Below are 21,869 nucleotides of genomic sequence, written 5' to 3' on the forward strand. Positions count from 1 at the left end.
TATCGTTGTCGAATGACCCGCGGGGAGAGGCGCCCGCTTCGGAATGGGATAGATGGCGTGAACGGGGCGGCGGTTGAGCGTGTCAGAGTCGCGGTGGTCGAGGACGACGACGAGCTGCGTGACGAGATCCTGGTGCCCTTGCTGCGTGCAGCCGGGTTCGAGGCGACCGGCATGCCCGGCGCGCTGGCGCTGTATCGCGATCTGGTGGCCAGCCGGTACGACTTGGTGCTGCTCGATGTCGGCCTGCCGGACGAGGACGGCTTCGCGATCGCCCGCCATCTGCGCGAGGCTGCCCCCACGATCGGGCTGGTCATGTTGACCGGCTACGTGTCCAACAGCGACCGGCTGCGTGGGTTGGAAGCCGGGGTCGATGCGTATCTGACCAAGCCGGTCGAGGCCAGCGCGTTGATCGCCACGCTGCGCAACCTCTCGCGCCGCGTCGTCCCTTCCGACGGCAGCGAAGGCGGCGAGATGGGGGAGGAGGGCAGTGGCGAGACCGGCTGGCGGCTCGACGAGCGTGGGTGGAACATCCTGCTGCCCGACGGCCGCGCGGTCGAACTCACGCTCGCCGAGCAGCAAGTCATGCGCCGACTCGCCGGCTCGCCGGGACAGCCGGTGCGACGCGAGGACCTGATCGCCGGGCTCGTCGACGACGTGCACGAGTTCGATCCCCATCGGCTTGAGATGCTGGTCTATCGCCTGCGGCGCAAATGCCAGGACAGCACCGGGATGGCACTGCCACTGCGCTCGGTCCGCGGGGTAGGGTACGTGCTGACCTGGTGATGGTGGTACTGGCGGGCTGATGCGAGGCGCGCCGGGCATGGACCGGCCGAGGCGGGCGCTTCGGTGCGGGGTCTGGATGTTCGTGGCATCCGAACCGGAGCAATGGGCGGTTCGGCGATCCCCCGATGCGATCAAGCGCGCAGCCTCGATGCGCAGAAATTGCAGGGGGCACCCCGATGACAGCAGCGCCGGCAGTGCGTCCGTCGTGGTGCCGGCCTGACGCCACCTGCAATGGTTGTCTGATCTGCCTGCAGTCTCTCGGGATCACTCCGCCGGGTGCGTGCGCTGACCAGCCGCAGAGCTGTACAGCCGTCGGCCGGACGCGATCGATGGCCCAGTTGCCGTCGTCCGCCGGGAGAGGGCGAGTCCGATGTGGACGGTTGCCGAAGACGCACTTGCCGGGCTTGAACCATCCCCCGTCTTATCTTCAGTCGAGCGCAATCGCGTGCCGCCTGGACTTCATCTTAGGGCGGCGACGGCAAGGCCGGACACAGATTGCCCTGTTTTACGTGGCCCTGCGTCGGATCGACAGCGCCCAAGAACTGAATGAATACGCCAGTTTTCAGTGTCATCGGATCGGCCAGTGTTTTCTGAATGCGTGTTATTTATCTCACCGATTCTCTCACTCGCTAACATAAGGCGATGTAGAAAATCTGTGATTGACGTCGAATTATTGCGTGCATAAAATGCCGTCCGCCCGCCGTGGGTGCTTTTGGCGCGGGCGACTTATTACGCGGGGAACGTCCTTTCTGAACGACGAGCTCGATCGAGCTCTTTTGTCGCGCGGCCGAATCGTCGTTCAGGGAAATGCGGGTCCGTCGATCTCGGGCCATGGCAGGTTTTTCGGGGGATTGCGGGATGCTGTTGAACAACATCCGGGCGGCCGCATCGGCCGCCGGCGGTACGGTATTGGCGTGTCTTCTGGGACTGGCAGGAGCGTCTCCGGCGTTCGCGCAGTCGACGTCCGTGACCAACGTCGCGACCGTCTCCGCGCCGGCGGGTACCAACGACATCGATCTTGCCAACAACACCGCGAACGCGACGGTCACTGTGGCGCGTCCGGTCGTGGAGGTCGTCAAGAGCGCTGACCCGCTTGCCGGCTCGATCGTGACCGCAGGGCAGGTCATCACCTACACGCTGAACGTACGTGTGACCGAAGCCGCCACCCAGTCCGACGTCGTGTTGAGCGATACGCTCAGCGCGGGCCTGATCTTCGGCGCGGTGACCAGCGCCGGCAGCTTCGTCGAAGGGGGGAGCGGCAACGCCCGCACCTTCACCTTGCCGACCGGGACGGCGCCGGGCGAGTACAGCGTCGTCTACACCGCCACTGTCAGCGCGGATGCGCAGACGTCGGTCGGGAACGTGGTGATCGCCACGGGCGGCGGCGATCCGGACGATCCGCAGCCCCCCTCGCCGACCTGCACGAGCTGCGCCACCGAGCATCCCTTGGCCTCGGTCGTGACGGTGACGAAGACCTCCGACCCGGTGTCGGGCAGCGAGGTGTCGCCTGGCGACACGTTGACCTACACGGTGACCGCAACGGTCGCCAGTGCGGCGACCACCGAAATGTTGACCCTGGCCGATACGCTGGGAGCGGGTCTGACCTTCGGTGCAGTGACCAATGCGGGCGCGTTTGCCTGCACGGGCACGCTGACCTGCACGCTGCCGGCGGGCACCCTGCCGGGCACGTACACGCTGACCTATACGGCCACGGTGGACGCCGCGGCAACCGGTAGCGTCGGTAACGTCGTGACGGCGACCACGCCGCCGGGTGGCAACGACCCGCCGCCGGTCTGCACGACCTGCGAGACCGAGCATCCGGTCGTCGCGACGTCGATCACGGTGAGCAAGAGCTCCAACCCGGCCTCGGGCAGCGAGGTGTCGCCTGGCGACACGCTGACCTACACGCTGACCGCGACGGTTGCGAACTCGGCCACGACCGAAGTGCTGACGCTGAGCGATACGCTCGGATCAGGTCTGACCTTCGGAGCCGTCACCGACGCCGGCGCATTCGCCTGCACCGGCGCACTGACTTGCACCTTGCCGGCTGGCATGCTGCCGGGCACGTACACGCTGACCTACACCGCGACCGTCAATGCGGACGCGACCGGCAACGTGGGCAATGTCGTGACGGCGACCACGCCTCCGGGTGGCAACGACCCCGAGCCGGTGTGCACCACCTGCGAAACCGAACATCCGGTCGTCGCGACCTCGATCACGGTGAGCAAGAGCTCCAACCCGGCCTCGGGCAGTGAGGTGTCGCCTGGCGACACGCTGACCTACACCCTGACCGCGACGGTCGCGAACTCAGCCACGACCGAAGTGTTGACCCTGAGCGATACGCTCGGATCGGGTCTGACGTTCGGTGCCGTGATCGATGCCGGCGCATTTGCCTGCACCGGTGCGCTGAGCTGCACCTTGCCTGCTGGCACCTTGCCGGGCAGCTACACGCTGACTTACACCGCGACCGTCAATGCGGACGCGACCGGCAGCGTGGGCAATGTCGTGACGGCGAGCACGCCGCCGGGTGGCAATGACCCCGAGCCGGTGTGCACGACTTGCGAGACCGAACATCCGGTCGTCGCGACCTCGATCACGGTGAGCAAGAGCTCGAATCCGGCATCGGGTAGCGAGGTGTCACCTGGCGACACGCTGACCTACACGCTGGCCGCGACGGTTGCGAATTCGGCCACGACCGAGGTGCTGACGCTGGCCGACACGCTGGGCGCAGGTCTGACGTTCGGTGCAGTCACCGAAGCGGGCGCGTTTGCCTGCACGGGCGCGCTGACCTGCACGCTGCCGGCGGGCACGCTGCCGGGCACGTACACGCTGACCTACACCGCGACCGTCAATGCGGACGCGACCGGCAACGTGGGCAATGTCGTGACGGCGACCACGCCTCCGGGTGGCAACGACCCCGAGCCGGTGTGCACCACCTGCGAGACTGAACATCCGATCGTCGCGACGTCGATCACCGTGAGCAAGAGCTCCAACCCGGCTTCGGGTAGCGAGGTGTCGCCTGGCGACACGCTGACCTACACGCTGACCGCGACGGTCGCCAATTCGGCGACGACCGAAGTGCTGACGCTCGCCGATACGCTGGGCGCAGGTCTTACGTTCGGTGCAGTGACCGATGCAGGTGCGTTTGCCTGCACGGGCGCGCTGACCTGCACGCTGCCGGCCGGTACGCTGCCGGGCACGTACACGCTGACCTACACCGCGACCGTCAATGCGGATGCGACGGGGAGCGTCGGTAACGTCGTGACGGCGACCACCCCGCCGGGCGGCAACGATCCGCCGCCGGTCTGCACGACCTGCGAGACCGAACATCCGGTCGTCGCCACGTCGATCACCGTGAGCAAGAGCTCGAACCCGGCGTCAGGCAGCGAAGTGTCGCCTGGCGACACGCTGACCTATGCGCTGACCGTGACGGTCGCCAACTCGGCCACGACCGAGGTGCTGACGCTCTCTGACACGCTGGGCGCAGGTCTGACCTTTGGTGCAGTGACCGATGCAGGTGCATTTGCCTGCACTGGTGCGCTGGCCTGCACGCTGCCGGCCGGCGCGCTGCCGGGCACGTACACGCTGACCTATACCGCGACCGTCAATGCGGACGCGACCGGCAGCGTGGGCAATGTCGTCGTGGCAACCACGCCTCCGGGTGGCAACGATCCGGAGCCGGTGTGCACGACTTGCGAAACCGAGCATCCGGTCGTCGCCACGTCGATCACCGTGAGCAAGAGCTCGAACCCGGCGTCAGGCAGCGAAGTGTCGCCTGGCGACACGCTGACCTACACGTTGACCGCGACGATTACCAACTCGGCGACGACCGAGGTGCTGACGCTCGCCGACACGCTGGGCGCGGGCCTGACCTTCGGTGCCGTGACCGATGCGGGCGCGTTTGCCTGCACCGGTGCGCTGAGCTGCACGCTGCCTGCCGGCACCTTGCCGGGCAGTTATACGCTGACCTATACGGCCACGGTGGACGCCGCGGCAACTGGTAGCGTCGGCAACGTCGTTGTGGCAACCAACCCGCCGGGCGGCAATGACCCCGAGCCGGTGTGCACGACCTGCGAGACCGAGCATCCGGTCGTTGCGACCTCGGTCACGGTCAGCAAGAGCTCGAATCCGGCATCGGGTAGCGAGGTGTCACCTGGCGACGCGCTGACCTACACGCTGAACGTGACGGTCGCGAACTCGGCGACGACCGAAGTGCTGACCCTGAGCGATACGCTTGGGGCTGGCTTGACCTTTGGTGCGGTCACCGACGCGGGCGCGTTTGCCTGCACCGGTGCGCTGACCTGCACGCTGCCGGCCGGTACGCTGCCGGGCACGTACACGCTGACCTATACCGCGACCGTCAATGCGGACGCGACCGGCAGCGTGGGCAATGTCGTGACGGCGAGCACGCCGCCGGGTGGCAATGACCCCGAGCCGGTGTGCACCACCTGCGAGACCGAACATCCGGTCGTTGCGACCTCGATCACCGTGAGCAAGAGCTCCAACCCGGCCTTGGGTAGCGAGGTGTCGCCCGGCGACACGCTGACCTACACGCTGACCGCGACGGTCGCCAATTCGGCCACGACGGAAGTGTTGACCCTGGCCGATACGCTGGGCGCGGGTCTGACCTTCGGTGCGGTCACCGACGCGGGCGCGTTTGCCTGCACGGGCGCACTGACCTGCACCTTGCCAGCGGGCACGCTGCCAGGCAGCTACACGCTGACGTACACCGCAACCGTCAATGCGGATGCGACTGGGACGGTGGGCAACGTTGTTGTGGCGACCAACCCGCCGGGCGGGAATGACCCCGAGCCGGTGTGCACGACCTGCGAGACCGAGCATCCGGTCGTCGCGACGGCGATCACAGTGACGAAGAGCTCGAACCCGGCCTCGGGTAGCGAAGTGTCGCCCGGCGACACGCTGACCTACACGCTGACGGCGACGGTTGCCAATTCGGCCACGACGGAAGTGTTGACCCTGGCCGATACGCTGGGCGCAGGTCTGACCTTCGGGTCGGTCACCAACGCCGGTGCGTTCACCTGCACGGGCGCGCTGACCTGCACGCTGCCTGCCGGCACCCTGCCGGGCACGTACACGCTGACCTACACCGCGACCGTCAATGCGGATGCGACGGGCAGCGTGGGCAACGTCGTGACGGCGACCACCCCGCCGGGTGGCAACGACCCGCCGCCGGTGTGCACCACCTGCGAGACCGAACACCCGATCGTCGCGACGTCGATCACGGTGAGCAAGAGCTCGAACCCGGCCTCGGGCAGCGAAGTGTCGCCCGGCGACACGCTGACCTACACGCTGACCGCGACGGTTGCCAATTCGGCCACGACCGAGGTGCTGACCCTGAGCGATACGCTCGGTGCTGGCCTGACCTTCGGGTCGGTCACCAACGCCGGCGCGTTCACCTGCACCGGCGCGCTGACCTGCACGCTGCCGGCCGGCACGTTGCCGGGCACGTACACGCTGACCTACACCGCGACCGTCAATGCAGATGCGACGGGCAGCGTGGGCAATGTCGTGACAGCGACCACACCGCCGGGTGGGAACGACCCGCCGCCGGTCTGCACGACCTGCGAAACCGAACACCCGGTCGTCGCGACGTCGATCACGGTGAGCAAGAGCTCGAATCCGACCTCGGGCAGCGAAGTGTCGCCTGGCGACACGCTGACCTACACGTTGACCGCGACGATTGCCAACTCGGCGACGACCGAGGTGCTGACGCTCGCCGACACGCTGGGCGCGGGCCTGACGTTCGGTGCTGTCACCGACGCCGGCGCATTCGCCTGCACCGGTGCGCTGAGCTGCACCTTGCCTGCCGGCACCTTGCCGGGCACGTACACGCTGACCTATACCGCGACCGTCAATGCAGATGCGACGGGCAGCGTGGGCAATGTCGTGACAGCGACCACACCGCCGGGTGGGAACGACCCGCCGCCGGTCTGCACGACCTGCGAAACCGAACACCCGGTCGTCGCGACGTCGATCACGGTGAGCAAGAGCTCGAATCCGACCTCGGGCAGCGAAGTGTCGCCTGGCGACACGCTGACCTACACGTTGACCGCGACGATTGCCAACTCGGCGACGACCGAGGTGCTGACGCTCGCCGACACGCTGGGCGCGGGCCTGACGTTCGGTGCTGTCACCGACGCCGGCGCATTCGCCTGCACCGGTGCGCTGAGCTGCACCTTGCCTGCCGGCACCTTGCCGGGCACGTACACGCTGACCTATACCGCGACCGTCAATGCGGATGCGACGGGCAGCGTGGGCAATGTCGTGACGGCAACCACGCCTCCGGGCGGTAATGACCCCGAGCCGGTGTGCACGACCTGCGAGACCGAGCATCCGGTCGTTGCGACCTCGATCACGGTGAGCAAGAGCTCGAACCCGGCGTCGGGCAGTGAGGTGTCGCCTGGCGACACGCTGACCTACACGTTGACCGCGACGGTCGCCAACTCGGCGACGACCGAGGTGCTGACGCTCTCTGACACGCTCGGCGCGGGCCTGACCTTCGGTGCCGTGACCGATGCGGGCGCGTTTGCCTGCACCGGTGCGCTGAGCTGCACGCTGCCGGCGGGCACCTTGCCGGGCAGCTACACGCTGACTTACACCGCGACCGTCAATGCGGATGCGACCGGTAGCGTGGGCAATGTCGTGATTGCGACCAACCCGCCTGGCAGGAACGATCCGCCGCCGGTGTGCACCACCTGCGAGACCGAACATCCGGTCGTCGCGACGTCGATCACCGTGAGCAAGAGCTCCAACCCGGCGTCGGGCAGCGAAGTGTCGCCTGGCGACACGCTGACCTACACGCTGACCGCGACGATTGCGAACTCTGCCACGACCGAAGTGTTGACGCTGGCCGATACCCTCGGCACCGGTCTGACCTTCGGTGCGGTCACCGACGCGGGCGCGTTTGCCTGCACGGGCGCACTGACCTGCACCTTGCCAGCGGGCACGCTGCCAGGCAGCTACACGCTGACGTACACCGCAACCGTCAATGCGGATGCGACTGGGACGGTGGGCAACGTTGTTGTGGCGACCAACCCGCCGGGCGGGAATGACCCCGAGCCGGTGTGCACGACCTGCGAGACCGAACATCCGGTCGTCGCGACGTCGATCACCGTGAGCAAGAGCTCCAACCCGGCCTCGGGTAGCGAAGTGTCACCTGGCGACACGCTGACCTACACGCTGACCGCGACGGTTGCGAACTCGGCCACGACCGAAGTGCTGACCCTGGCCGACACGCTGGGGAGCGGCCTGACCTTCGGTGCCGTCACCGATACGGGCGCGTTTGCTTGCACGGGCGCGCTGACCTGCACGCTGCCGGCTGGCACGCTGCCGGGTGTCTACACGCTGACCTACACCGCGACCGTCAATGCGGATGCAACCGGCAGTGTCGGCAATGTCGTCGTGGCGAGCATCCCGCCGGGCGGCAATGACCCCGAGCCGGTGTGCACGACCTGCGAGACCGAGCATCCGGTCGTCGCCACGTCGATCACCGTGAGCAAGAGTTCCAACCCGGCGTCGGGCAGCGAGGTGTCGCCTGGCGACACGCTGACCTACACGCTGACCGCGACGGTCGCCAACTCGGCGACGACCGAAGTGCTGACCCTGGCCGACACGCTGGGCGCAGGTCTGACCTTTGGTGCCGTGACCGATGCGGGCGCGTTTGCCTGCACGGGCGCGCTGACCTGCACGCTGCCGGCCGGCACCCTGCCGGGCACGTACACGCTGACCTACACCGCGACCGTCAATGCGGATGCGACCGGCACCCTGAGCAACGTCGTCGTGGCGAGCACGCCGCCGGGTGGAAATGATCCCGAGCCGGTGTGCACCACCTGCCAGACCGAGCATGAGGTTGAGCAGCCGACGATCGAGGTCATCAAGACTTCCGAGCCAGGGAACGGTACGGAAGTGCGCGCAGGCGATGTGCTCGTCTACACGCTGACCGTGGTCGTTGCCAACTCGGCCACCCTCGACACGCTCACGCTGACCGACACGCTCGGCGCCGGCCTGAGCTTCGGCGAAGTGACCGACGCTGGCGCGTTCACCTGCACGGGCGCGCTGACCTGCACTTTGCCTGCGGGCACGCTCCCGGGCCGCTATGCGCTGACGTACACGGCCACCGTGGACAGCACCGCCACCGGAACCGTCGGCAACGTCGTGATCGCCAGCGGCGGCACCGGCGAGAACGGTCCTCCCCCAGTGTGCGGCGCGTGCAGCACTGAGCATCCGCTGGCAGAGCCGCGCGTGCGCATCGCCAAGCACGCCACGCCCGGCGAGGCGCAGGAAGTAAAGGTCGGCGACGTCATCGAGTACACACTGACCGTGGATGTCGCGAATTCGGCCACACGCTCGGATCTGCGGTTGTCCGACACCCCCGGGCAGGGCCTGGCGGTGGGTATGTTGCCGACGGGCTGTCTTGCCGAGGGCGGCAACGTGGTCTGCATGCTGCCCGCCGGCACCGTGCCGGGCACCTACACCTTCGTCTATCCGGCCACGGTGACCGCCGATGCGATCGGCACGGTGGAGAACCGGGTGTTCGGTGGCTATACGGACGAAGGCGGTGGTTCGGAGCCCGAGTGCACCACCTGTCAGACCCGCCATGAGGTGTCCGACAAGGCGCAGCTGCGCATCAGCAAGGCGGTCGGCAGCCGAACCGTGAAGATCGGGGACCTGGTGCGCTACACCGTGACGGTGGAGAACGTGGGCGCGGTGAACGTGACCGACGGCATCGTCGTGGACACGCCGCCTGCGGGCTTCAGCTACGTCGAAGGGTCGATGGCGGTCGCCGATCGCGATGGCGCGTTCACTCTGACCGGCCAGTACCCGCTGCGCATCGGTGGCATCGACATCGCTGTCGGTGACCGCGCCACCATCGTGTATCTGCTGCGTGTGGGCGCAGGCGTGCGACAGGGCGTACACATCAATGAAGCGGTCGCGGTCGATGCGACCGGGACGCCGGTGTCCAATGTGGCGACTGCTCAGGTGTCGCTGGAGTCGGACCCCTTGCTCGACGACAGCCTGGTCTTCGGCACCGTGTTCGACGATCGCGACGGTGACGGTTGGCAGGACCGCGCGGATCTGTCCGAAGTGCAGGTGCAGGGCGGCTTCGCGTCCGACCTGTACGTTGCCGGGTCGACGACGATCGACCGCGGCAATGGCCCGCAGCCGCTCGCCGATGCCAGCGCGCCGCTGCTCCACGGCATCGAGATCGGTGCGATCTCCGCGCGGCAGTCCGTGGGCGATCCTGCCGAGGCCCATCGTGTGATCATCCGCCAGCGTCTGACCGCGCCCGATTTCACCGACGACTTCGTTCTGGTCAGTGGGCAGGGCGTCACGGTGCGCATGGCGGCCGACGGGTCGACCCGGACAGAGCGCGATGGCGAGGCGGCGAAGGGGCTCAATGCCGCCGAGCCGGTGGTGACGCGCCGCGTGTCGGCGGTCGAGAACGGATACGAAGTGGCCTACATCGTCGAGAACCACGGCATCGACGAGCGTGGTATTCCTGGCGTGCGGATCGCGTCGGTGGAGGGGCTGCTGATCGAGACGGATCAGTACGGCCGCTATCACCTGGCCGATGTGCAGGGCGGGGACTGGCGCCATGGTCGCAACTTCATCCTGAAGGTCGATCCGGCCACATTGCCGCCGGGCACCGAGTTCACCACCGCGAACCCGCTGGTGCGGCGTGTCACGCCCGGCTTGCCGGTCCGCTTCGATTTCGGTGTGCGCCTGCCGGTCGAGCAGATACCGGGTGGCGAGCAGCGGATCGATCTGGAACTGGGCGAAGTCATCTTCGCGCCGGGCAGCGCGGAGGTCAGCGCGATGTGGTTGCCGGCGATCGAGCGCATGGCCGAGCAGGTCGAACGCTACGGCGGCGGCGATGTCTCCATCGTCGCCGAGGCTGGCGAAGAAGCACTGGCATTCGCCCGTGCGGCGGCGGTGCGCGATGCCCTGCAGGCGCAGGTCGGGCCGGAAGCGCGGGCGGGACTGTCGGTTGCGCTGCGCACGGTGGTGGACGACCAGCACGCACTGGTTGCCGGTGTCGATGCCCGCGGCGCGTTGCTGGGAACCGTCCTGTTCGACACCGATCGCGCTGAGGTCAAGCCGGAGTTCGGTGCGCTGCTGGACGAGGTCGCCCGGCGTCTGGACGCGCTCGGCGGCGGCGTGGTGGTGCTCGTCGGTCACACCGACGTGCGCGGATCGCACGCCTACAACGCGGCACTGGGGCTGCGCCGTGCGACTGCGGTGCAACAGGCGCTGACAGCGCGGTTGCGTGAGGAGACCAGGCAGAAGGTCCGCGTGGAATCCAGCGCCGATCCGACCGCGCCTGTCGATGAAGAGCGCAAGTGAGGAATCGCCGGATCATGAAGATGAAACTGCTCGATACCGCCTTGATCGGCATCCTGGCGGGCATGAGTTCCGCCGTGCTGGGGCAGCCCCGGCCGGCGGCACCCGCGACCGATCCGACGATGGATTGCGAGGACGGTGCCTGCACCACCGAGGCCGGCGACCTGGTGTTCCGGGTGCGCACCCGCAGCTTCGACCAGCCGGTGAGCGTCGGCACCGACGCGCGCTCGTCGTCCGAGGCACTGCAGCCCGACCGCCGGGTGTCCGTCGCTCTGGACGAACCCGGCCGTGCGATCGTCCGTGGCGCGTTCTCCGCCCAGCTGCCCGGTGGTGGCGTGGTCTGGGCCACCGAGGACCCCAGCCTGGGGGCGCCCGAACTGACGGTGTCGGCCCCGGCGATGGTGGCCTTCGATGGCGGGCGGATCGCCGAGCCGGTCAAGTTCTTCGTCCGCAGCAACTATGTATCGTTCGTCGAGCGATACGAGTTGACGCTCTATCGCGGCAACGATGCCGATCTGGTCGAGCCGGTCGCCCGCTTCGGGTTGCCGGTCGAAGCGGTCTCGCAGAGCGAGTGGGATGGCGCGTTGCCGGCGGGCCTGTCGCTACGGACCGGAGACGAACTGGTCTATGTCCTGCGCGCCTACGACGCCGCGGGCAACTTCGACGAGACCTCGCCGCGGAAGCTGCAACTGGTGCGCCCCGACGAGGCCGAGCGTGGCATCCAGCGGCTACGCGACGGGGTCGAGCGCTCGCTCGGCACGGCGCTGGGCATCGAGCAGGCGCGCAACCAGGCGTTGATCGACGATGTCTTCGCCGACAACGGGCTGCGCCAGCAGAACATCCCGATCTACGGATCTCGGGTGCGCGTGCAGGGCCGCAACCTGCCCGCCGGCTACGGCCTGCGCATCAACGGCGAGAACTATCCCGTCGATCTGGAGCGCAAGTTCGTCGCCGAGTACCTGATGCCGATCGGCCACCATCGTTTCGAGATCAGCCTTGAATCGTCGGAGGGCGAGGCGCCGCTGCAACGGGCGCTGGAGCTCGACGTCAGCGGTCGCTATTTCTTCGGCGTGGGCTTGGCCGACGTCACGGTGTATCAGAACAAAGCCAGCGGGCCTGGACGCTCGCTGGCTATGGCCGGCCGCGAGGACGATATCCTCAGCGATGGGCGCCTGGCCTTCTATATGAAGGCAAAAGCCCAGGGCAAGTATCTGATCACCGCGCAGGCCGACACCCAGAATCGCCCGCTGGAGGATCTGTTCGACGGCTTCACATCCGCCGATCCGCAGGACGTCTTCCGTCGTCTCGACCCGGATCTGTACTACCCGACCTATGGCGATGACTCGAGCGTCTGGCGCGATGTCGACACCATGGGCCGCTTCTACCTGCGCGCCGAGTGGGACAAGAACGAGGCGCTGTGGGGTAACTTCAGTACCGGCCTGACGGGCACCGAGTACGGCCAGTATGTGCGCTCGCTCTACGGTGCGGCGCTGAACTGGCGGTCGCGCGGTGCCAATGCCTGGGGCGATCCGGTGACCCAGTTGCGGACGTTCGCGTCCGAAGCGCAGACCGCGCCCGGCCATAGCGAGTTCATCGGCACCGGCGGCAGCCTGTACTACCTGCGCCACACCGACGTGCTGCCCGGGTCCGACCAGGTGGTGCTGGAAGTGCGCGACCGGACCACCGGCCGCGTCGAGCAGCGGGTGGTGCTGCTGCGCGGCGCCGACTACGAGATCGACGAACTTCAGGGCCGCATCCTGCTGACCCGGGCGCTGGCCCAGATCACGCGGCAGAACATGCCCACGCTGACGCGCGATGCGCCGCTCGACGGTCTCGAACAGCGGCTGCTCGTGGATTACGAATGGGTGCCCAACGATTTCAATGCCGACGAGATCGCTGCCGGCGTGCGCGGCAAGCACTGGTTTGGCGATCACCTGGGCGTCGGTCTGACCTACGTCGACGAGAATCGTGCCGGCGAGGACTACTCGCTGATGTCGGCCGACGTCACGCTTCAGGCCGGCAAGGGCACCTACCTCAAGCTCGAGCACAGCCGGACCGAATCGACGAGCGCACCGGTGTTCTTCTCCGACAACGGTGGCCTGAGCTTCAGCCGGCTCAATCCCGGCGGGGCCCGGGAGGGTGAGGCGACGGCGGTCGAGGCCCGCGCGAACTTCCAGGAGCTGGGCTGGAGCGAGCAGCCGTGGAGTGCGGGTGCGTGGTGGCGCCAGGTCGATGCGGGCTATTCGATCTCGCGCTTCGATACTGGTGCGCAGATCGAGGAGTACGGGGCCGAGGTGCTGGGCCAGTTCGGGGCCAACGTCGGCGTCTATGCGCGCTTCAGCCGGGCCGAGCGCAATGCCGAAGCCCTCACGCAGGCTCAGGCCAACGCCGAGTGGCGGATCGGCGAGGCCGATGCGCTCGCGTTCGAGTTGCGCCGGGTCGAGGAGTCGCGCGCCTTCTTCGACGCCGCAGGCCTGCTCGGTGCCTTGCGCTACACCCGCCGCTTCGGCACTGCGCTGGATGTCTACGGCACCGCGCAGCTGACCTTGGACGACGACAGCGGCCGCTACGCGGACAATGATGCGTTCACGCTGGGGGGGCGCTACAACTTCGCCAATCTCTCCACTGTGGGCGCGGAACTGACGACGGGCGATCGCGGCGATGCCGCGCGCGTGGATGCCGAGTACCGGCTGTCGCCGCAGCACAGCTTCTACGGGGCCTACACCTATTCGACCGACCGCAGCGACTACGACCCGCTGTTCAACCCCAATGCGCAGAACGGCTGGACCCTCGGCCAACGCTGGCGCCTGTCCAACCAGGTCAACCTCTTCAATGAAAGCCAGTTCCTCAAGAGCCGGCGCGAGAGCGGCCTGGCCCATACCTACGGCATGGATTTCTTCCCGGCCTACGGCTGGAACCTCGGCTTCACCCTGAGCGACGGCGAACTGACCAACAGCGACGGCGGCCAGGTCGACCGGCGTGCAGTGAGCCTGAGCGGTGGGCGGACTTCCGGCGACACCAGCTGGCAGAGCAAGCTGGAGTGGCGTGAGGACACCGGCGCCGAGCGGATCACCCAGTGGGTCACCACCCATCGCCTGACCCACAAGCTCAACGAGAGTTGGCGCATTGCCGCGCGCTTCAACTACGCCGACACCCAGGACGACCTGAACCCGCTCGCCAGCGCCAAGTTCATCGAGAGCAATCTCGGCTTCGCCTATCGCCCGTGGAACAGCACGCGCTGGGGCCTGTTCGGTCGCTACACCTATCTGTACGACCTGGCGACGCTGGGCCAGCTCGGTGGCGCGCAGTACGATCAGCGGACGCAGGTGCTGTCGCTGGAGGGCGTGTATCGGCTCGATCATCACTGGGAGCTCGCCGGCAAGCTGGCGCGGCGCGAGGGCGATGTGCGCTTCGGTCGCGGTACCGGTGCCTGGTTCGATTCGGCCACCACGTTCGCCGCGGGCCAGGTCCGCTACGAACTGATCGAGCGCTGGCACGCGATGGCGGAGTACCGCTGGCTGGACGTCAAGGACGGCGGCACGCGCAAGGGCTGGATGGCCGGAATCGATCGCGACATCGGTCGGAACTTCCGCATCGGCGCCGGCTACAACTTCACCGACTTCACCGACGACCTCACCGATTTCGATTACGACCATCGGGGCTGGTTCGTCAACTTCGTGGGCAGCTACTAAAAGACGCAGCGCAGGCTGTCCGCATCGATGAGCAAGGGTTCGACTATGAAAGATCGCCACTCCGTTGTTTCCGCGCCGCGCCGCGGCTCCCTGCTGGGGGCCGCCCTGGCGGCCGCGATCGCCGCGTTCGCCATGCCGCAGGCGTCCGCCCAGGTGGGGGTGAATTCGGTGCAACGCAGCTTCATCAATCTGAGCTTCGAAGAGCCGAACCTGCAAACCGCGGGGTGCCGCATGTACATCGGCGAGCAGTTCGTGCCCGGCTGGACGACGAGCCATGGCCTGTGGGGGCAGGAGAACGTCGGCAACTGTGTGCCGCCAGCCGGTTTCGTCGCTGGCCAGCAGGCGCGCATCCTCGAACTGTGGCGCACCCCGCGAACCAACGGCGGGCTGACGGTGAACGCGCGCAGTGGTTCGCAGCTGGCCGAGCTCAATGCGGAACAGCTCTCGCGTATCTCGCAGAATGTCTGCCTGGTCCCCGGCGACGTGGTGCGCTGGCAGTTCAGTCATCGCGGGCGCAGCAGTGCGGTCAATGAGGACCGCATGGCGTTCCTGCTCGGCACCGCACCGATCGTGCAGGTGGGCACCACCAACGACGGCACCGGCCGAGTCATCTCTGTATCGCAAGGCACAGCGACGTCCGTGCTCGGGCCCAACGGGTGGCGCGACTACAACGGCAGCTTCGCCTACAACGGCACCGGCGGTGTCACCAACATCGGCTTCGAAGCGCTGTCGGGTGCGGCGACGACCGGCAACTTCCTCGACGACATCCAGGTCTATCTCAAGCCCTTCATCGAGCTGACGGGCACCGGGTTCCAGACCGTGGAAGGGACCAGCGCCGGCCTGCCGGAGCTGCGGGTCGTCGGCACGCTCGACGACGACCTGAACATCCTGGTCTCGGTCACGGGCGGCACCGCCGTGCTGGGGACGGATTTCACCACGCCCAGCGGCACCAACACGTTCAGCGTCTTCATCCCGGCTGGCACCTACGAGGGCAACGTCGCGCGGCCGCTCGGCCTCACGGCGCTGGGCAATGCCATCATCGACGGCAGCCGGACCGTGCAACTGACCCTGCAGCCGAGCCCGAACGACTACCTGCTCAGCTCCACCCAGTCATGTGGCGCCGCCGCGATCGCCCAGGCCACGTGGACGCTGCTCGACGACGACCTGGATCTGTCGATCGAGAAGACCGCGTCAGCGACCAATGTGCCGGTGGGCGGCAATGTCGCGTTCACCCTGAAAGTCGCGCATCTGGACGGCGTGGACGGCAGCGGTGCGGTGATTCGCGATCCCGCCGTGGCGGGCCTGGACTGCAGCGCGGCCGTCGTCTCGTGCAGCGCGAGCGGCGGCGCCGTCTGTCCGGCGTCGCCAACGATCGGTGCCTTGCAGAACGCTGGCCTGGTTGTCCCGACGCTACCGGCCGGCGGACAACTGGAATTGGGCTTCAGCTGCGTCGTGACCGCTTCGCCGTAGCGCAGCGCGCAACAGGGCGGCGATGCGGCGGGCGCGTCGCTTCGGCGGCGACCCGTGGCCCGGCGGTCACGGAGCCGGGCGCATCAGCCGGCTTCGTGCACGGTCTCGAGCACGGCGTCGCCGTAGCGCTCGAGCTTGCCGGCGCCGACCCCGCCGATGCCGCCAAGCTGGCCCAGCGTCAGTGGCCGCTGGCGCGCGATCTCGCGCAGCGTGGCGTCGTGAAAGATCACGTAGGCCGGCACGTTCTGCTCGCGCGCGAGCGTCGCGCGCAGTGCGCGCAGGGCTTCATACAGCGGGCGGTCGACCGGCGCCAGTTCGATGTCGGCCGTCGCCACTGCACGCGCGGTCCGTCCGCGCTCGCGGGCGGCGGTGGGCTTGCGCAGCATCACCCTTTCGGCGCCCTTGAGTACGGCGCGGCTGGCCTCGGTCAGGCGCAGGCCGCCGTAGCCTTCGGCATCGACCTCGAGCAGGCCGTGGGCGACGAGCTGGCGCAGCACCGCCTTCCAGGCGCGGGCGTCGAGGTCGCTGCCCACGCCGTAGGTACTGAGCTGGGCGTGGCCGAATTGGCGGATGCGCTCGTTGTCGCTGCCGCGCAGGATGTCGACGATGTGCGCGGCGCCGAAGCGCTGGCCGCTGCGGTACACACAGCTGAGCGCCTTCTGCGCGGCGACGGTTGCATCCCAGGCGGCCGGCGGATCGAGGCAGTTGTCGCAGTTGCCGCAGGCCCGGCCTTCGCCGGTGCCGGCGTAGTCCTCGCCGAAGTTCGCCAGCAGCACCTGGCGCCGGCAGCGCATGGTCTCGCAATAGCCGACCAGCGCATCGAGCTTGCGGTGTTCCAGGCGCTTGCGCTCGTCGCCGGCGTCGGACTGCTCGATCATCTGTCGCAGCAACACCAGATCGCCCAGGCCGTAGCACATCCAGGCTTCGGCGGGCTCGCCGTCGCGCCCGGCGCGGCCGGTCTCCTGGTAGTAGCCCTCGATCGACTTGGGCAGGTCGGTATGCGCGACGAAGCGCACGTCGGGCTTGTCGATGCCCATGCCGAAGGCGATCGTCGCCACGACCACCACGCCCTCGCTGCGCAGGAAGCGGCGCTGATTGGCTGCGCGCAGCGACGCGTCCATGCCGGCGTGGTAGGGCACCGCGTCGATGCCCTGGCCGGCCAGGTACTCGGCGGTCTCCTCGACCTTGCGCCGCGACAGGCAGTAGACGATGCCAGCCTGGCCGCGATGGGCCTGCAGGAAGTCGAGCAACTGGCGCTTGGCGTTGTCCTTCTGGACGACGGTGTACCGGATATTCGGGCGGTCGAACGAACTGACGAACCGGCGCGCGTCCTCGAGTTGCAGGCGCTCGGCGATCTCGCGCTGGGTCGGCGGATCGGCAGTCGCGGTCAGCGCGATCCGCGGCACCTGCGGCCAGCGTTCGTGCAGGATCGTCAGCTCGCGGTACTCGCGCCTGAAATCGTGCCCCCACTGCGAAACGCAATGCGCCTCGTCGATCGCGAACAGCGCCAGCGGGGCGCGGTCGAGCAGCGACAGGAAGCGCGGGGTGAGCAGGCGTTCGGGCGCAACGTAGAGCAGGTCGAGCTCGCCGGCCAGCAGTTCGCGCTCCACCCGCTGCGCGGTCTCGGCGTCGAGCGTGGAGTTGAGGTAGGCCGCGCGCACACCCGACTGCAGCAGCGCATCGACCTGGTCCTGCATCAGCGCGATCAGCGGCGAGACGACGATGCCCACGCCGTCGCGCAACAGCGCGGGCACCTGGTAGCACATCGACTTGCCGCCGCCGGTGGGCATCAGCACCAGGGCATCATGACCGGCGGCGACGTGTTCGACGATCGCCGCCTGCTCGCCGCGGAATGCGGCGTGGCCGAACACGCGCTGGAGCACGCCGAGCGCGTCTTGGGCCGGCGTGCGCGCGGGGGGCGCGCCGGTGTCGGGGAGCGGGAGCATGCGCCTAGGATACCGGCTCGCAGGCCGGGGGCCATCGAGACGCTTTGCTAAGCTCCCCTGTTTTGCATGGGACGGGCGGATGACCTCATCGAACGGGCGCGGCATGGCGCTGCACACCAAGATGCTGATCGGCTTCGCAATCGGTGCCATCGCCGGACTGTCGATCAACCTGTTGAGCAGTTACGCGGTCGCCAACGAGTTGTGGCTGGTGACGGGGGGCAACGGCCAGGCCATCCCGGCATTCCAGCCGTGGGTCGAGGGGCTGATCGTCAATCTCACCGAGCCCGTCGGCCAGCTGTTCCTGCGGCTGTTGTTCATGCTGGTCGTGCCGCTGGTGTTCTCGGCACTGATCCTGGGCGTGGTCGAGATCGGCGATCCGCGCGCGTTGGGGCGCCTGGGTGGGAAGACCTTGATATGGGTGTTTGGCACCACCTGCATCGCGGTGCTGATCGGCCTGGCGATGACCCATCTACTGCAGCCGGGAGCCGGGATCGACCGGGCTCTGCTGGAGGCCGCGCTCTCCGATTCGTCGGCTGCCGGGGTCGTGTCAGGCGACCATAAGCCGGTCGGCGTGATCGAGATGCTGCTCAATATGGTGCCGCGCAACCCAGTCGCGGCCGCGGCCAACACCGACCTGATCGCGGTGATGTGCTTCTCGCTGCTGTTCGGCATCGCGGCCGCCGTGGTCGATTCCCCGGGCACACGCAGCTTCGTATCGGCTGTCCAGGGCGTGTACGACATCAGCCTGAAGCTGATCGATTGGGTGATCCGCCTGGCGCCCTATGCCGTCGCGGCCCTGCTGTTCACGCTGACCGCACGGATGGGGCTGGGCCTGATGGTGCAGTTGGGATGGTTCGTGCTGACCGCTGCGCTGGCCCTCGGACTGCACTTCTTTGGCGTGTACGGATTGCTGATCGCGTTGCTGGCCCGACGCTCCCCGCTTGGCGTGCTCCGGGGCGCGCAGCCGGCGCTGCTGACCGCATTCTCGACCTCTTCGAGTGCGGCGACGCTGCCCACTTCGCTCAAGACCGCCGAAGAGAACCTCGGCGTGCCGCGGCGGGTGGCGCGCTTCGTGTGTACGCTCGGCGCCACGGTCAACGCGAATGGCACCGCGCTCTACGAGGGCGTGACTGTGCTGTTTTTGGCCCAGTTGTTCGGCGTGGAGCTGACCCTGGTGCAGCAGTTGATGATCCTGGTGATGTGCATCATGGGCGGGATCGGCGCGGCCAGTGTGCCGGGCGGTTCGCTGCCGGTGATCGCAAGCATCCTGGTGACGTTCGGCATCCCGGCCGAAGGCATCGCACTGATCCTGGGCGTGGACCGGTTCCTGGACATGTGCCGGACCACGGTGAACATCGGCGGCGACATGGTGGCCTCGGTCGTGATCGGGCGCAGCGAGGCCGCGCACGACCACGACGATCTCGAGGCCGGCGCCGACGGACAACTGCATGTGCACCACGTGCACGGCGACGGCGAGGCGCCGCAGCGGCCGGGCTGAGCCCCGGTCGACAGCCGGCGCGGCGTGGCCTGCGCGTGGGCCGGCAGCGGAGCGGCGGGCGTGGGACAATGGGCGCTTCCGTCCGCTGCTCCCGAGCCCATGACCACGCCGACCCGTCGCGAACTCGCCAACGCCATCCGCTTCCTTGCCATCGACGCGGTCGATGCCGCCAAGTCGGGCCACCCCGGCATGCCGATGGGCATGGCCGACATCGCCGAGGTGCTGTGGAACGACCACCTCAGCCATAACCCGGGCAATCCGGACTGGATCGACCGTGACCGCTTCGTGCTGTCCAACGGCCACGGCTCGATGCTGCAGTACGCGTTGCTGCACCTGTCAGGCTACGACCTGCCGATCGAGGAGCTGAAGAACTTCCGTCAGCTGCACAGCCGCACCGCCGGGCATCCGGAGCGCTACGAGACGCCGGGTGTGGAGACGACCACCGGGCCGCTGGGGCAGGGCTTCGCCAATGCGGTCGGCTTCGCGCTGGCCGAACGGCTGCTCGCCCAGCAGTTCAACCGCGACGGCTTCGCCATCGTCGACCACCGCACCTGGGTGTTCCTGGGCGACGGCTGCCTGATGGAAGGCATCTCGCACGAGGCCGCATCGCTGGCCGGCACCCTCGGCCTGGGCAAGCTGGTCGCCTTCTGGGACGACAATCGCATTTCGATCGACGGCAATACCGCCGGCTGGTTCACCGACGACACCCCGGCGCGCTTCGAGGCCTACGGCTGGCGCGTGATCCGTGACGTCGACGGCCATGACGCCGAGTCGATCTCGCGCGCGATCGGCGAAGCCGTCGCGCAGGACGACCGGCCGGTGCTGGTGTGCTGCCGCACGACGATTGGCTTCGGCTCGCCGAACCGCGGCGGCAAGGAGTCCTCGCACGGCGCGCCTCTGGGCAAGGAAGAGTCCGACGCTACGCGCGCCGCGCTCGGCTGGACCCATGGCCCGTTCGAGATCCCCGAGGCGATCCGCGACGCCTGGCGCGCGAATGCGGCCGGCCAGGCTCGCGAAGAGGCATGGAACCGCCGCTTCGAGGCCTACCAGGCCGCGCATCCCGAACTGGCGGCCGAGTTGCTGCGCCGGACGCGCGGCGAGCTGCCGGCCGACTTTGCCGAGGCTGCGGACGCGTTCGTCGCCAAGCTGCAGGCCGACGGCCCGACGATCGCCTCGCGCAAGGCCTCGCAGATGACGATCGAGGCGTTCGCGCCGCTGCTGCCCGAGCTCGTCGGCGGTTCGGCCGACCTTGCGCACTCGAACCTGACCCTGTGGAAGGGCTGCAAGACGGCGGCCAGCCACGATGCCGATGCGAACTACGTTTACTACGGCGTGCGCGAGTTCGGCATGAGCGCGATCGCCAACGGTCTGGCGCTGCATGGCGGCTTCGTGCCGTTCGACGCGACCTTCCTGGTGTTCAGCGACTACGCCCGCAACGCGGTGCGCATGAGCGCGCTGATCCCGGCGCATGCGATCCATGTCTACACCCACGATTCGATCGGCCTGGGCGAGGACGGCCCGACGCACCAGCCGGTCGAGCATCTGGCGAGCCTGCGCTACATCCCCAATAACGATGTCTGGCGTCCTTGCGACGCGGTCGAGTCGGCGGTCGCGTGGAAGTCGGCGGTGCTGCGCAGCGATGGCCCCAGCTGCCTGGTGTTCTCGCGCCAGAACCTGCCGCACCAGGCGCGCGATGCGGCGCAGGTTGCTGCCATCGCACGGGGCGGCTACGTGCTCAAGGATGCCGTTGGCACGCCGGAGTTGATCCTGATCGCGACCGGCTCGGAGGTCGGGCTGGCGATGGAGGCCGCCGCGCAGCTTGGTGATGGCGTGCGCGTGGTGTCGATGCCCTCGACCGACGTGTTTGAGCGCCAGGACGCGGCCTACCGCGAATCGGTGCTGCCCAATGCGGTGCGCCGCCGTGTCGCGATCGAGGCCGGCGTCACCGGCTTCTGGCGGGCGTATGTCGGCCTGGACGGCGCGGTCATCGGCATCGACCGCTTCGGCGCCTCGGCCCCGGCCGACAAGCTCTATCCCTACTTCGGCATCACCGTCGAGAAGATCGTCGAGGCGGCCAAGGCGCTCTGATCGCCGCGGCCACCCCGACACACGAAGGCC

Annotated in this window: 7 protein-coding genes; 6 read left to right on the forward strand and 1 reads right to left on the reverse strand. The window is 68.1% G+C overall.

The genetic code is table 11. From position 1 onward, the window contains the following. Positions 1–57: 57 nt before the first annotated feature. The 4 genes from FHW73_RS10450 to FHW73_RS10465 all read left to right on the forward strand — a co-directional run bounded on the left by FHW73_RS10450 (position 58) and on the right by FHW73_RS10465 (position 16,307). Positions 58–783 (forward strand): response regulator transcription factor, encoded by a 726-nt coding sequence (locus FHW73_RS10450; protein ID WP_183426654.1) that lies wholly within the window; start codon positions 58–60, stop codon positions 781–783. Positions 784–1,749: 966 nt separating this feature from the next. Beyond that, positions 1,750–11,148, forward strand: coding sequence for an isopeptide-forming domain-containing fimbrial protein (locus FHW73_RS10455; RefSeq protein WP_183426655.1), 9,399 nt, complete (start codon positions 1,750–1,752; stop codon positions 11,146–11,148). Between the two features lie 14 nt (positions 11,149–11,162). Next, a complete protein-coding gene (locus tag FHW73_RS10460; protein ID WP_255492917.1) occupies positions 11,163–14,837 on the forward strand; it encodes a hypothetical protein in 3,675 nt (1,224 codons plus the stop codon). A gap of 132 nt (positions 14,838–14,969) precedes the next feature. Then, positions 14,970–16,307, forward strand: a complete 1,338-nt coding sequence (locus tag FHW73_RS10465) for a DUF11 domain-containing protein (RefSeq protein ID WP_221187515.1) — start codon at positions 14,970–14,972, stop codon at positions 16,305–16,307. Between the two features lie 83 nt (positions 16,308–16,390). On the opposite strand, the gene recQ is transcribed toward FHW73_RS10465, so the two are convergent. Then, positions 16,391–18,253: a DNA helicase RecQ gene (gene recQ / locus FHW73_RS10470; RefSeq protein ID WP_183426657.1), complete on the reverse strand. Its 1,863-nt coding sequence runs from the start codon at positions 18,251–18,253 to the stop codon at positions 16,391–16,393. 79 nt (positions 18,254–18,332) lie between these two features. Between recQ and FHW73_RS10475 the strand changes: the two genes are divergently transcribed. Together FHW73_RS10475 and tkt are read left to right on the forward strand one after the other, a co-directional pair. Beyond that, complete coding sequence (locus FHW73_RS10475; RefSeq protein WP_221187516.1) at positions 18,333–19,751, forward strand: dicarboxylate/amino acid:cation symporter; 1,419 nt, start codon at positions 18,333–18,335, stop codon at positions 19,749–19,751. Positions 19,752–19,850: 99 nt separating this feature from the next. Beyond that, positions 19,851–21,839 (forward strand): transketolase, encoded by a 1,989-nt coding sequence (tkt, locus tag FHW73_RS10480; protein WP_183426658.1) that lies wholly within the window; start codon positions 19,851–19,853, stop codon positions 21,837–21,839. Positions 21,840–21,869: the final 30 nt, after the last annotated feature.

Origin of the sequence: Luteimonas sp. RC10 (assembly GCF_014192745.1) — a bacterium.
Lineage (GTDB): Bacteria > Pseudomonadota > Gammaproteobacteria > Xanthomonadales > Xanthomonadaceae > Luteimonas.

What these genes read in the sequence shown, in the direction of transcription:
- FHW73_RS10460 (WP_255492917.1), top strand. Translation starts at nt 11,163, where the DNA reads ATGAAGATGAAACTGCTCGATACCGCCTTGATCGGCATCCTGGCGGGC.
- FHW73_RS10465 (WP_221187515.1), top strand. Translation starts at nt 14,970, where the DNA reads ATGCCGCAGGCGTCCGCCCAGGTGGGGGTGAATTCGGTGCAACGCAGC.
- recQ (WP_183426657.1), bottom strand. Translation starts at nt 18,253, where the DNA reads ATGCTCCCGCTCCCCGACACCGGCGCGCCCCCCGCGCGCACGCCGGCC.
- FHW73_RS10475 (WP_221187516.1), top strand. Translation starts at nt 18,333, where the DNA reads ATGACCTCATCGAACGGGCGCGGCATGGCGCTGCACACCAAGATGCTG.
- tkt (WP_183426658.1), top strand. Translation starts at nt 19,851, where the DNA reads ATGACCACGCCGACCCGTCGCGAACTCGCCAACGCCATCCGCTTCCTT.